The following is a 12,941-nucleotide window of genomic DNA, read 5'->3' as shown; positions in this document are numbered from 1 at the left end:
CCCCACAGCCCGCTCCCCCACCGCGAGAGGAAACCTCCGATGAAACGCACCCGGTCCCCCCTCCTGGCCCTGTCGGCCCTGTCCACCCTGCTGATGGGGGCCAACGCGCTGGCCCAGACCGACGAACAGCGCAGCACCCTGGCCGACCAGACGCAGGTGGCCGTCACCATCTACAACGAGAACCTGGCGCTGGTGAAAGACCAGCGCAAGCTGCAGCTCAAGACCGGCCCGCTGGCCTTGGCCTTTCGCGACGTGAGCGCCCGCATGCGGCCCGAAACCGCCCTGCTGCGCAGCGTGAGTGCGCCGGGCAGCCTGTACGTGCAGGAGCAGAACTTCGACTTCGACCTGCTCACCCCGCAAAAGCTGCTGGAAAAGTACGTGGGCCGCACCGTGCAACTGGTGCGCACCCACCCCACCACGGGGGCCGAAACCACCGAGCAGGCGCAGGTGCTGGCGGCCAACAACGGCATCGTGCTGCAGGTGGGCCCGCGCATTGAAACCGGCACACCCAATGGCCGCATCGTCTACAGCGACGTGCCCCCCAACCTGCGCGACCGGCCCACGCTGGTCATGTCGCTGGACAACAGCGGCACCACCCAGCAGGACGTGGAGCTGAGCTACCTGACCAGCGGCCTGGCCTGGAAGGCCGACTACGTGGTGGAGCTGAACGCCGCCGACACCGCGCTGGACCTGTCCGGCTGGGTGACGCTGACCAACACCAGCGGCGCCACCTACCGCAACGCCAAGCTGCAACTGGTGGCCGGTGACGTGAACCAGGTGGCCCCGGCCCTGCAGAACCTGGCCCGGGCACAGGTGTACCCGGCGGCGGCCCCCGCGCCCATGGCCAAGCGGGAAATGGCCGAGGAATCGCTGTTCGAATACCACCTGTACACCCTGCAACGCCCCACCACCATCGCCGAGAACCAGACCAAGCAGGTGGCCCTGCTGGCCGCCGCCGCCGTGCCCGCCCGCAAGGAGCTGCTGCTGCGGGGGGCCGACTACTACTACCGCAGCAGCTTTGGCGACCTGGGCCAAAAGCTCAAGGCCAGCGTGTACATGGAGTTCGACAACAAGGAAAGCGCCCACCTGGGCCAGCCGCTGCCCAAGGGCATCGTCCGCGTGTACAAGAAGGACAGTGCGGGCAACGCCCAGTTTGTGGGTGAAGACCGCATCGACCACACGCCCAAGAACGAAAAGGTGCGCCTGAAGCTGGGCGAAGCCTTTGACGTGACGGCGGACAAAAAGCAGACCGACTTCAAGAAGCTGCCCAACACCGAGCGCTACAACAACCAGTTTGAAACCGCCTTTGAGCTGGTGCTGAAAAACGCCAAGAAAGAGGCGGTGACGGTCACGGTGCAAGAGCCCATTCCCGGCGACTGGAAGATGCTGAGCGAAAACCACCCCTCCACCAAGGCCACCAGCAACACCGCGGTGTGGAAGGTCAACGTGCCCGCCGAGGGCAGCACCACCCTGAGCTACCGCGCACTGGTGCGGTACTGAGCCACCACCTGCAGCAGGTGGCTGACGTTGATGGGTTTGGTCACAAAGTCGTCCATGCCCGCGGCCAGGCAGGCGGTGCGGTCTTCGGCATAGGCGTTGGCCGTGAGGCCCACCACCGGCGTGTGGCGGGCGCCGGTCTGTGCTTCGTGCTGGCGGATGGTGCGGGTGGCTTCCAAGCCATCCATCACGGGCATTTGCACGTCCATCAGCACCAGCTGGATGTCGGCCTGGTGCGCCAGGTAGCACTCCACGCCCAGGGCACCGTTGTCGGCGTTGAGCACCCGGTAACCGGCCTTGAGCAGCAGCTTCTCCACCACCAGGCGGTTGGTGAGGTTGTCTTCCACCAGCAGCACACAGCCCCCCGTGGGCGTGGGCTCGGCTGACTCGGCCAGCGCCACCTGCCGCGGTGCGGTGGCGGGCCAAGCCCCCGCATGGCGTTTGAGCCGCACCTCGAACCAGAAGGTGGAGCCCTGGCCCAACACACTGTCCACGCCCACACGCCCGCCCATCTGCTCGGCCAGCGACCGCACGATGGACAAGCCCAGCCCCGAGCCGCCGAACTTGCGGGTGTCGGAGGCGTCCACCTGCGAAAACGGCTTGAACAGCTGGCCCAGCCGGTCCGGGGCGATGCCGATGCCGGTGTCTTGCACCGCAAAGCGCAGACAGACCCAGCCCCCCGATTCCGAACCTTCCACCTCGGTGCCCTGGATGTGGATGTGGCCTGTTTCGGTGAACTTGACGGCGTTGCCCATCAGGTTGGACAGCATTTGCCGCAGGCGGTAGGGGTCACCCAGCACCTGGCCGGGGCCGCCGGTCCAGGCCACCGTCCAGCCCAGGCCTTTGTCGGTGGCGTTCACCTCCATCAGCGCCGCGGCGTCGTGCAGCAGTTGGTCCGGAGAAAAGGCCAATGTTTCCAGCACCAGGCGACCGGCCTCGACCTTGGAGAGGTCGAGCACGTCGTTGAGCAGTGCCAGCAGCGTGGTGCCCGAGCTGAGGATGGTGCGCAGGTACTTCTGCTGGTCTTCGGGCGAGGTGGGGGCCATCAGCATGAGTTGCGTGAGGCCCAGCACCCCGTTGAGCGGGGTGCGGATTTCGTGGCTCATGGTGGCCAGAAAGCGGCTTTTGGCCACGCTGGCGGCCTGGGCGGCTTCGATGCTGTCACGCAAACGCGCCTGCGAGGTGGCAATGTCTTGCATGGCGGCGTCAAAGGCGCGGCCAAACTCGGCCAACTCGTCCTCGCCCGAGAGGTCGGCCCGCGCCTCGGTGTGGCCGGCCACAAAGGCCTCGGTGGCGTGCTTGAGGGCCTGGATGCGCTGCTCCACGGTGCGGATGAAGCCATGGAACAGCAGGTAGGCCAGCCCCAGCGACAGGCAGATGGACACCCCCTGCGCCACCAGCCACCCCGGCAACGCGCTTTCCCAGGGGGCGTTGGACATTTGCAGGCGCAGGGTGCCCAGCGTCTGCTTGCCGTAGCGCAAGGGCTGCTCGTACATCACGGGTGACCACTTGCCGGAGCGCTGTGCCCCCACCTGGACCAGTTGCACGCCGTCGGGCAGGGCAACCTGGATGTAGCCGATCTCCTTGGCGGCGACGGCGTCGCGGGCAATGTCGGCCACCTCGGCGTAGTTGGCCTCCAGCATGGGCCCGACGAGGGCGGTGGCCGCCAGCCGCCCGACGGACTCGACCTCGGCGTGTTCGTTGCGCTCGGCATCGCCCAGGAAGGCCAAGGTCATGCCCCCCACCAGGATGCAGTTGGTCAACACCACCAGCAACACCGCCAGGGCGGTGAGCTGGGTACGAAACGACCGTCTCAGCGGGGTCAGGAACGGCAAGGCACGCATGGACACACGGAAATGCAAGGGCAATGGAGCGGGCGGGCCGCTCAATCGGGGTTGTTGAGCTGTCGGTAGAACTCGACCACCAGGGGGTCGACCTGCGCCATTTCGCGCCCCGCCGGAACCAGCCCCTCGTGCCCGAGGGCCGCGATGAAGGCCTTGCCCACCGGGTCCTGGTTGGCAAACGCCAGCAAGCGTTGCGCCAAAGTCGGGGCCTGGGCCGCCAGCGCGGGCGACACGGTGTAGACCACGGCAGACAGGGCCTGGGGCAGCGCCATCACCAGCCGCATGCGCGACGCCAGCGGAACTTCAATCTGCTTGAGCGTGGTGCGCGACACGATGGCCGCGGCGGCCTCGCCGGCCAGCACCCGCTGGATGGCGTTGACGTGGCTGCCCGCCACCTTGATGGTCACGTCCTGGTCCGGTTGCAGGCCCTGATCGCGCAGGAAGCGCAGCCCCACCACAGTGAGTGTGGCCATGCGGTCGGACACCGCCACCGTCTGCCCGCGCAAGGCGGCCACCGAGGACAGGGCCTTGCCCTCCCCCATCACCAGGATGGGCTGAAGCGGCACCACGGTGCGGGCAAGGGGCACGTATCCCAGCTCGCGCTGGGCCAGCCGCGCAAAGGTCGGCGAGTCGGCCACCAAGTCGTAGGCCTGCTCGCGCAGGCGTTGCAGGTGCACGGTGTAGTCGGGGGCCGACGAAAACTGCACGGGTCGCGCCAACGTCTGTTCAAAGAAGTTGCGGGCGGGTTCGTACAGCGTGGCCAGGCGGCGTGCCGTCAGGTAGGGCACCACACCAAAGCGCAAGTTGGTGGCGGCATGCCCCCGTGCAACACCTGCGGCAAGGGCGGCCAGCAGGAGCCATTGGCGTCGTTGGAGGGTCATGGCAAGCAGGGGGCAGACAGGAAGAAGCGGGGCACGGCGAGCAGCGTAGCGTACCTCGGACGCAGACTACGATAGCCACCTCACGCCGTCCCCCCCCCCACGCCCCAGCATGCCCACCATCGCCGTCATCGACTTTGAAACCACCGGCATGTCGCCCGAGGTGGGTGCCCGCCCCACCGAAGTGGCCATTGTGCTCACCGAAAACGGCCACGTGGTGGACCGTTTCCAGAGCCTGATGAACCCGGGCGTGACCATTCCGCCCTTCATCGTGCAGCTCACGGGCATCACCAACGCCATGGTGCGCAGCGCACCGGCCGTGGAACAGGTCATGGCCGATGCCGCCCGCTTTGTGGGCACCACCCCGCTGGTGGCGCACAACGCCTCGTTCGACCGCAAGGTGTGGCAGACCGAGCTGGCCCGGCTGGCCCTGCCCGCCGACCAGCCCTTTGCCTGCACGGTGCTGTTGTCACGCCGCTTGTACCCCCAGGCCCCCAACCACAAATTGGGCACGCTGGCCCAGTACCTGGACCTGCCCACCACGGGCCGCGCCCACCGTGCCCTGGCTGACGCCGAAATGACCGCCGAACTGCTGCGCCACATGCTGGGCGTGCTGCGCCGCGAACACAGCCTGCACGCCCCCAGCCACCACCTGCTGACGCGCTTGCAACAATGCAGCAAGGCGCAACTGGCCCAGTGGCTGGCCCGCGAGGCGAGTGCGGCCACGGTCGCCGCCACCACGGTCGCCTCCACCGCCTGAATTCAAAGCTTTTTTCGCCTCCACCGCTTTATATACAAGCGCAACCAGCTATCAAAAATGAACTTCTCTGAACGCCTCAAACAACTCCCCTCCGTCAGCCACTTGGCCGCGTTGCGCGTGCTCGATGCCCAGGGCCAGGTGCTGGCCACCCTGGAAAACAAACCCGGCCAGGCGGGCTCTCTGGCCGTCTACCACGCACTGGCGGCGCTGTATGGCGGGCACATCACCCCCGCCGCCGCCACGCTGGGGCTGGAGTGGTACGCCGAGCACACCGCCGACGCCACCGCCCACCCCGGCAAACACCCCAACATCGACCGGCTTGCCGCCTGGGCCCAAGGCGGCACGGCCTACCGGGTGGAACTGGTGCAGGCCTGAGCATGTCCCGCATCACCTCCGTCGCCCAGCTTCGCGCCCTGTACGACCCGGTGCGCGAACGGTCGGCCAAGAAGGAAATCCCCGAGCTGGACGCGCACTGCCAGGCTTTTGTGGCCCGCTCGCCGCTGGTGGTGGTGGCCACACATTCGGTGGGCGTGGCAGTCCAGCCTGACACCGCCCCGCTGCTGAGCCCGGGCACCGACGCCTCGCCCCGCGGCGGCCAGCCCGGCTTTGTGAAAGTGCCCGACGCCCGCACCCTGCTGATTCCCGACGCACCCGGCAACAACCGGCTGGACACGCTGGAAAACATCGCCAGCGGCCAAGCCGAGGGTGTGGCCGGGCAAGCCTGGGTGGGCCTGCTGTTTTTGGTGCCGGGCGTGGACGAAACCCTGCGCGTCAACGGTCTGGCCACCCTCAGCACCGACCCGACCGACCTGGCCCTGTGCGCCGACGAGCGGCGCACGCCCAAGCTGACCATCCGCGTGGCCGTGCGTTCGGCCTACCTGCACTGCGCCAAGGCGCTGATGCGCGCCGAGCTGTGGAACCCCGCCCGCCACCTGCCACGCAGCCAACTGCCCAGCATGGCCGAGATGATGCGCGACCAGATCGCCCACTACCGCGGCGAAACCGTCGTGGCCGAAACGCAGGCCCAAATGCTGGAGCGGTACCGGCAGACGCTTTGAAAGCCCCTGACACGTGATCCACATCCCCACCCTGGACACCCCGCGGCTGCGGCTGCGTGCCTTTCGGCAGGCCGACTTCGAGGCCATGGCGGGCTTTTTTGCCCACCCGGTGTCGGCCACCTACGGCGGCCCCTGCCCGCGTGACGAGGCCTGGCGCAAGTTCGCGGTGTACTCGGGCCATTGGCTGCTGCGCGGTTATGGCCCCTGGGCCGTGGCCCACAGAGAAACCGACCACCTGGTGGGCGTGTGCGGGCTGTGGTTTCCCGAGGGCTGGCCCGAGCCCGAAATCACCTGGGCCCTGCTGCCCGACCAGCAAGGCAAGGGCTACGCCACCGAGGCCGCCCGCCGGGCCCTGCAAGCGGCACACGAGGTGTACGGGTGGACCACCGCGGTCAGCGTGGTGGCCCAGGGCAACACCGCCTCCGACGCGGTGGCCTTGCGCCTGGGGGCCCAAGTGGAAAGCCACATCCCGTTCCGGGGTGGCCTGGCCACGGTGTACCGCCACACCCCATTCACCGCCTGACAAGCCATTGGCTATCAGCCACATAAATTGAATTGACTGGATAAATACTTCCAGTCCACGCACCATCAGGGCTCTTCACCGAACAGGAGCCCCCGATGAGTGCACACGCCAACCCCGCCGCCCAGTGCCCCTTCCACGCCGCCACGGGCGCACGCACCACCCCCGCCCGTCAGTCCAACGCCGACTGGTGGCCCAACCAACTGAACCTGGCCATCCTGCACCAGCACACGCCCGCGTCCAGCCCCATGGACCCGGACTTTGACTACGCCCACGCCTTCGGCACGCTGGACCACGCGGCCCTCAAGGCCGACCTGGCCGCGCTGATGACCGACAGCCAGCCCTGGTGGCCGGCAGACTGGGGCCACTACGGCGGCCTGTTCATCCGCATGGCCTGGCACAGCGCGGGCACCTACCGCACCGCCGATGGCCGCGGCGGCGCAGGCACCGGCAACCAGCGCTTTGCCCCGCTCAACAGCTGGCCCGACAACGGCAACCTGGACAAGGCCCGCCGCCTGCTGTGGCCCATCAAGCAAAAGTACGGCAACGCCATTTCGTGGGCCGACCTGTTCATCCTGGCGGGCAACGTGGCCATGGAAACCATGGGTTTCAAGACCTTCGGGTTTGGCGGCGGGCGCGAAGACATCTGGGCGCCGGAAGAAGACATCTACTGGGGTGCGGAAAAAACCTGGCTGGCCACCAGCGACACCCCCCACAGCCGTTACAGCGCCAAACCCGGCGAACGCGACCTGGAAAACCCCCTGGCCGCCGTGCAGATGGGCCTGATCTATGTGAACCCCGAAGGCCCCGACGGCCACCCCGACCCCGTGGCCAGTGGCCGCGACGTGCGCGAAACCTTCGCCCGCATGGCCATGAACGACGAGGAGACCGTGGCCCTGGTGGCCGGTGGCCACACCTTTGGCAAGGCCCACGGTGCGGGCGACCCCAAGCTGGTGGGCCCCGAACCCGAAGCCGCGCCCATGGAAACCCTGGGCTTTGGCTGGATCAACGCCCTGGGCAAAGGCCACAGCGAGCACACCACCACCAGTGGCATTGAAGGCGCATGGAAGCCCAACCCCACCACCTGGGACATGGGTTACTTCAAGGTGCTGTTCAAGTACGAGTGGGAGCTGGTGAAAAGCCCTTCCGGTGCCCACCAGTGGCAGGCCAAGGACGTGGCCGAGGAAGACCTGATCCCCGACGCCCACGTGCCCGGCCTCAAGCACCGCCCCATGATGACCACGGCCGACCTGTCGCTGCGCTTTGACCCGGCCTACGAAAAGATCTCACGCCACTTCCTGGCCCACCCCGACGCGTTTGCCGACGCCTTCGCCCGTGCCTGGTTCAAATTGACCCACCGCGACATGGGCCCCAAGGCCCGCTACCTGGGCCCCGACGTGCCCGCTGAAGACCTGATCTGGCAAGACCCGCTGCCCCCGGTCACGCACAAGCTGATCGACGCCCGCGACGCCGCCGAACTCAAGGCCAAGGTGTTGGCCAGCGGGTTGACCGTGGCCGACCTGGTGTCCACCGCCTGGGCATCGGCCTCCACCTTCCGCGGGTCTGACAAGCGCGGCGGGGCCAACGGCGCCCGCATCCGCCTGGCCCCCCAGAAGGACTGGGCGGTGAACCAGCCCCAGCAACTGGCCCGCGTGCTGGCCACGTTGGACGTGATCCGCAACGGCTTCAACCAGGCCCACCCGGGCGCACAGCAGGTGTCCATGGCCGACCTCATCGTGCTGGCGGGCAACGCCGGGGTGGAAGCCGCCGCCAAGGCCGCAGGCCACACGGTGGACGTGCCCTTCACCCCGGGCCGCACCGACGCCACGCCCGAGCAGACCGATGCCGAATCCTTCGCCGTGCTGGAGCCCCAGGCCGACGGTTTCCGCAACTGGCGCAAGGCGGCCTACCGCGTCTCGCCCGAAGAGATGCTGTTGGACAAAGCGCAGCTGCTCACCCTCAGCGCCCCCGAGATGACGGTGCTGGTGGGCGGCCTGCGCGTGCTGGGGGCCAACCACGGCGGCAACCAGGCCGGGGTGTTCACCCACCGGCCTGGTCAACTCACACCCGACTTCTTCACGAACCTGGTGGACATGTCCACCGCGTGGACACCCACCGCCGACAACGCCTACGAAGGCCGCGACCGCCAAACGGGTGCGCTGAAGTGGACCGCCACCCGCGTGGACCTGGCGTTTGGCTCCAACTCGCAGTTGCGGGCCCTGGCCGAGGTGTACGCCCAGGCCGACAACGCGGGCAAGTTTGTGCGCGACTTCGTGAAAGCGTGGACCAAGGTGATGAACCTGGACCGGTTTGATGTGAAGTGAGCCGATCAGGCGTCCCCTTTTGGCAAGATGCAGGGGCTCGGCAACGAGCCCTTTTTTTCAACCCCTTGCAACACCCGTGATGAACAAGTTCTTGCACCTGCTGGCCGCCCTGGTGATGGCCGCGTCGGCCTCCGTGGCGTCGGCCAAAACCATCCACATTCCTGAAACCAAGCCGGTGGTGACGCTGGACATTCCCAATGCGTGGGAGCCCGAATTCACCGACCACGGCGTGGGTGCCGAGTCCCCCGACGAGGTGGTGACCATCTTTTTTGAAGTGGCCAAGTCCGAGAAGCAGATGAACAAGCTCATCGACGACTCGTTCTCGTGGCTGACCGAGGAACACAACCTCAAGATCAACCCCAACACCAAGGTTGAATCCAACGTGACCGTGGGCGGCACCCAGGCCAACAAGATCGAGTTCAACGCCCAAAGCAAGAAATACGGCCCGGCCAAGGTGGGCTTCATTTTTGCGCCGGTGGGCGAACGGGTGCTGGTCATCACCTACTGGGCCACGGCCAGCGAGTTCACGGCCAAACACCAGGCCGTGCTGAACCAGATTTACGACAGCGTGCGCCCCCGCTGAAGGCCGCCCGCGCCTTGCCCATGCGCCTGCCGGGCGGCCAGCGCCCCCAGGCACTGAAAAGCTTGCTCCATGTCCCGCCCCCAGGGGCGGCCAATGTTCAGGCGCAGGTGGTTGCCAAACCGCCCCATGCCCGAGAACAGGCTGCCCGGGGTGAACGCCACGCCCTGGCCCACGGCGTCGCGCAGCAGCGCCAGGGTGTCGGCGGGTTCGGGCAGGGCCAGCCACAGCCACCAGCCCCCGGCGGGGCTGACCACCTGTGTGCCCACCGGAAAATGCCGCCGCACCGCCTCCAGCGCCTTGGGCACGTTGGCCCCCAGCCGCTCGCGCAGCTTGCGCAAATGGGCGGGCAAGGCCCCGCTGGCCATGTACTCGGCCAGCACGGCCTGGTCAAACACCGGGGTGACCAGCGAGTGGCTCACCTTGAGCGACTCCACCCGGGTGTGGTGTTTTCCGGCTGAAATCCAGCCCACACGCAATCCCGGCGAGACACTCTTGCTACAGGAACCGCAGTAAATCACCTGCCCGTCCCGGTCCCAGGCCTTCACGGGTTGGGGGCGCTGCGGGCCCACGGCGGGGTCGGCGGTCACGTCCGGGGCCAGGTCGCCGAACACGTCGTCTTCGATCAACACCACGCCGTGGCGCTGCACCAGCCGCAGCAGCTCGCGCTTGCGGGCTTCGGGCATGGCGCAGCCCAGCGGGTTCTGGAAGCTGGGGCTGGCCACCACGGCGCGCACGCTGCCGTGGTGGGTGAGGGCATAGTCCAGCGCCTCCAGGCTGAGGCCGGATTCGGGCACACAAGGCACCTCAACCGCCTTCAGACCGAGGTTGTCCAGGATTTGCAGCAGCCCGAAGTACACGGGGGATTCCACCGCAATGGCGTCGCCCGGCTGGGCCACGGCCCGCAGGGCCAGGTTCAGCGCTTCGGTGCCGCCGTGGGTGACCAGCAGCTCTGACGGGCTCAGGTCCACCCCGTGGGTGGACAGGTGGCGCACCAGCTCGGCCTTGAAGGCGGGCCACCCCGTGCCCGTGGGGTAGACGGACATCAGCGCCGCATCGCGGCGCAGCACACGCTGGCCCACGCGGGCCAGGGCCTCGTGCGGGTACCACGCGGGCGCGGCCACGGCCAGGTGCAGGCCCTGGCGCAGCGGCTGTTGGGTCAGGGCGTAGAGCTGCGTCATGCGGTGTTGCAGCGACACCAGCTTGTCGTAGGCCACCGGGCTGACGGGGCCTGCCCCGTCCGCGCCCTCCGCACGAAGCTCGCGGTTCAGGGCTTCGCGCCCGGCTTGCAGGGCTTTCCAGTCGGCCACGTACATGCCCGACTTGGGGCGGGCCTGCACATAACCCAGCGCCTCCAGGTGGCGGTAGCAGCGGCTGGTGGTGGACACACTCACGCCCTGCGCCGCGGCGTAGTGGCGCACCGAGGGCAGGCGTTCGCCCGGGGCATAACGCTGGGCGCGGATGTCGGCCACCAGGCGGTCGGCCAAGGCCAGGTAACTGTGCTGCATGACAGATGGCGTTTTGTTGAATCTGTGCAGCATAAACGCCGCGCTGGCTGTGCACCTGGGCACGCCCTTTGCCCGCCACCATGGCAAGCATGAACACCACCACCCTCGCCCCCCCTCAGGCCCCGTCCGCCAACGCGGACGGCACACCCCCCACCGCGCCGCACACGCTGCACGAAACCCTGCCCGCCGTGCTGGCGGGCTTGATCGCGGTGCTCATTTCCTACGCCGGGCCGCTGCTGCTGGTGCTGCAGGCCGGGCAGGCGGCGCGGCTGTCGCCGGGGCAGATGGCCTCTTGGGTGTGGGCCATTTCCATCGGGGCCGGGGTGTGCGGGGTGTGGATGAGCTGGCGGCACCGCCAACCCGTCATCTGCGCGTGGAACACGCCGGGCGCGGCCTTGCTGGTGGGCGGGCTGGCGGCCGTGCCCTACAGCCAGGCGGTGGGGGCCTACCTGGTGGCCGCCGCGGTGATGGTGGGCATTGGCTGGAGCGGTGCCTTCGAACGGCTGATGCGCTGGATTCCGCAAAGCCTGTGCGCCGCCATGCTGGCGGGCATCCTGCTGCGCTTTGGCACCGCGGTGTTTGCCGGGGCCGGTTCCACCGAGGCGCATGCGCCCTGGTTGGTGGCGGCCATGTTTGCGGGTTACCTGGTGTTCAAACGCCGCAGCGCCCGCTACGCCATTGTGTTGACGCTGCTGTTGGGCACCACGCTGTGGCTGGTGCTGGGCTGGGGCAGCCCAATCGTGGCCACATCAGCAGCCACGTCAGCGGCCACGCCTGCCCCCCTGGGCTGGCACCTGCTGCAGCCCACGCTGCCGCAGTGGATCCCGCCCGAGCTGGACACCTCGGCCATCCTGAGCCTGGGCCTGCCGCTGCTGGTGCTGACCCTCACCGGGCAGCAAATGCCCGGCGTGGCGGTCATGCGCGCCGCCGGCTACACCCCGCCCACCAGCCAATTGGTGACGGGCACCGGCTGGGCCAGCCTGCTGATGGCCCCGTTCGGGGCCCACGGGGTGAACCTGGCGGCCATCACCGCGGCCATTTGCACCGGGCCCGAGGCGCACCCCCTGCCCTCGCGCCGCTGGGTGGCCGGCGTGGCCTGTGGGGCGTTCTACCTGCTGCTGGGCAGCTTTGCCGGGGGGCTCACGCAGGTGTTTGCCCTGCTGCCCCCGGCCCTGGTCAGCACGGTGGCGGGCCTGGCCCTGCTGGGGGCGATTCAGGGCGGGCTGGTCAACGCCATGGCCCAGCCGCACGAGCGGGAGGCGGCGCTGGTCACCTTCGTGGTCACCGCCTCCAACGTCACGCTGCTGGGCCTGGGGTCGGCCTGCTGGGGCATGGCGCTGGGGTGGGTGACGTGGTGGGCGCTGAAGAGCAAGTAAGGGGTTTCCAGCCCCTCACTCCCCCACGGAGACGCTGGCCACCTCAAACCCCACCACATTGCGCTCGGCCTTGCTGAACTCCACCCCGATGAGGTGAATGGGTTCGCCCCGGGCGCGGTACTTGTCGGCATACCCCTTGGCCTGGATTTGCGCCAGCGCCCGCCCCTCGGGCACCAGCTCCACCACCTTGAACTCGAACACGAACACCTGGCCGTTGAACAGCACCGCCATGTCGATGCGGCCCTTGTTGGTGGTGTCTTCCAGCCGGATGTCCAGCCCCAGTGCCGCAAAGTGGCTGTAGAAGATGCTGGCCCAGTAACCCTCGAACTGCGCAATGGGGCTGTTGCGGTACCAGTCGTGCGGGATGGTGGCAAAGAAAGCCTGGAACAGGGCTTTCAGGCCCTCAAAGTCCTGCGCTTGCAGCAGGCGGTACAGGCGGCCAATGTGCGGCCCCGGTGTAGATGCGTTGCCCACCAGGTGTTGCAGCAGGCTGTCGTTCAGGCTGGCCTGCACTTCCAGGTTGGGGTACTTCAGCGTGACCTCCATGCGCCCCGGGATTTGCCACACGCTGTCAATGGTGAGGTAGCCAGCCTGGA

General features: G+C 68.0%; 12 protein-coding genes. 8 read left to right on the top strand and 4 right to left on the bottom strand.

Annotated elements, in window-relative coordinates; translation table 11 throughout:
* The first annotated feature begins 39 nt into the window (after positions 1-39).
* Complete coding sequence (locus ACYVB7_RS00060) at positions 40-1,500, top strand: DUF4139 domain-containing protein (RefSeq protein WP_460504481.1); 1,461 nt, start codon at positions 40-42, stop codon at positions 1,498-1,500.
* On the opposite strand, the gene ACYVB7_RS00055 is transcribed toward ACYVB7_RS00060, so the two are convergent.
* Together ACYVB7_RS00055 and ACYVB7_RS00050 are read right to left on the bottom strand one after the other, a co-directional pair.
* Positions 1,476-3,341, bottom strand: coding sequence for an ATP-binding protein (locus ACYVB7_RS00055; protein ID WP_460504480.1), 1,866 nt, complete (start codon positions 3,339-3,341; stop codon positions 1,476-1,478). The genes ACYVB7_RS00060 and ACYVB7_RS00055 overlap by 25 nt on opposite strands.
* A gap of 41 nt (positions 3,342-3,382) precedes the next feature.
* Positions 3,383-4,222: a phosphate/phosphite/phosphonate ABC transporter substrate-binding protein gene (locus ACYVB7_RS00050; protein WP_460504478.1), complete on the bottom strand. Its 840-nt coding sequence runs from the start codon at positions 4,220-4,222 to the stop codon at positions 3,383-3,385.
* Between the two features lie 109 nt (positions 4,223-4,331).
* Between ACYVB7_RS00050 and ACYVB7_RS00045 the strand changes: the two genes are divergently transcribed.
* The 6 genes from ACYVB7_RS00045 to ACYVB7_RS00020 all read left to right on the top strand — a co-directional run bounded on the left by ACYVB7_RS00045 (position 4,332) and on the right by ACYVB7_RS00020 (position 9,464).
* A complete protein-coding gene (locus ACYVB7_RS00045; RefSeq protein ID WP_460504477.1) occupies positions 4,332-4,979 on the top strand; it encodes a 3'-5' exonuclease in 648 nt (215 codons plus the stop codon).
* 57 nt (positions 4,980-5,036) lie between these two features.
* Complete coding sequence (locus ACYVB7_RS00040) at positions 5,037-5,354, top strand: DUF2322 family protein (protein ID WP_460504476.1); 318 nt, start codon at positions 5,037-5,039, stop codon at positions 5,352-5,354.
* Between the two features lie 2 nt (positions 5,355-5,356).
* On the top strand, positions 5,357-6,037 hold the full coding sequence (locus tag ACYVB7_RS00035) for a PNPOx family protein (RefSeq protein ID WP_460504474.1): 681 nt from the start codon (positions 5,357-5,359) through the stop codon (positions 6,035-6,037).
* Between the two features lie 13 nt (positions 6,038-6,050).
* Positions 6,051-6,560, top strand: coding sequence for a GNAT family N-acetyltransferase (locus ACYVB7_RS00030; RefSeq protein WP_460504473.1), 510 nt, complete (start codon positions 6,051-6,053; stop codon positions 6,558-6,560).
* Positions 6,561-6,655: 95 nt separating this feature from the next.
* On the top strand, positions 6,656-8,881 hold the full coding sequence (gene katG, locus ACYVB7_RS00025) for a catalase/peroxidase (protein ID WP_460504472.1): 2,226 nt from the start codon (positions 6,656-6,658) through the stop codon (positions 8,879-8,881).
* Positions 8,882-8,960: 79 nt separating this feature from the next.
* Positions 8,961-9,464: a hypothetical protein gene (locus ACYVB7_RS00020; RefSeq protein WP_460504471.1), complete on the top strand. Its 504-nt coding sequence runs from the start codon at positions 8,961-8,963 to the stop codon at positions 9,462-9,464.
* Here the strand turns inward: ACYVB7_RS00020 and ACYVB7_RS00015 are convergent.
* Positions 9,440-10,969: an aminotransferase-like domain-containing protein gene (locus ACYVB7_RS00015; RefSeq protein ID WP_460504470.1), complete on the bottom strand. Its 1,530-nt coding sequence runs from the start codon at positions 10,967-10,969 to the stop codon at positions 9,440-9,442. The two genes, ACYVB7_RS00020 and ACYVB7_RS00015, sit on opposite strands and share 25 nt — an antisense overlap.
* An 80-nt stretch (positions 10,970-11,049) precedes the next feature.
* Here ACYVB7_RS00015 and ACYVB7_RS00010 point away from each other — a divergent pair, with 80 nt between their 5' ends.
* On the top strand, positions 11,050-12,345 hold the full coding sequence (locus ACYVB7_RS00010) for a benzoate/H(+) symporter BenE family transporter (protein ID WP_460504469.1): 1,296 nt from the start codon (positions 11,050-11,052) through the stop codon (positions 12,343-12,345).
* A 15-nt stretch (positions 12,346-12,360) separates the two neighbouring features.
* Here the strand turns inward: ACYVB7_RS00010 and ACYVB7_RS00005 are convergent.
* On the bottom strand, positions 12,361-12,941 hold a 581-nt coding region (locus ACYVB7_RS00005; RefSeq protein ID WP_460504468.1), incomplete at its 5' end, for a PD-(D/E)XK nuclease domain-containing protein.

The organism is Hydrogenophaga soli, assembly GCF_054777695.1.
The sequence above is the reverse complement of the archived record's forward strand: the minus strand, read 5'-3'. Positions and strand labels throughout refer to the sequence as shown.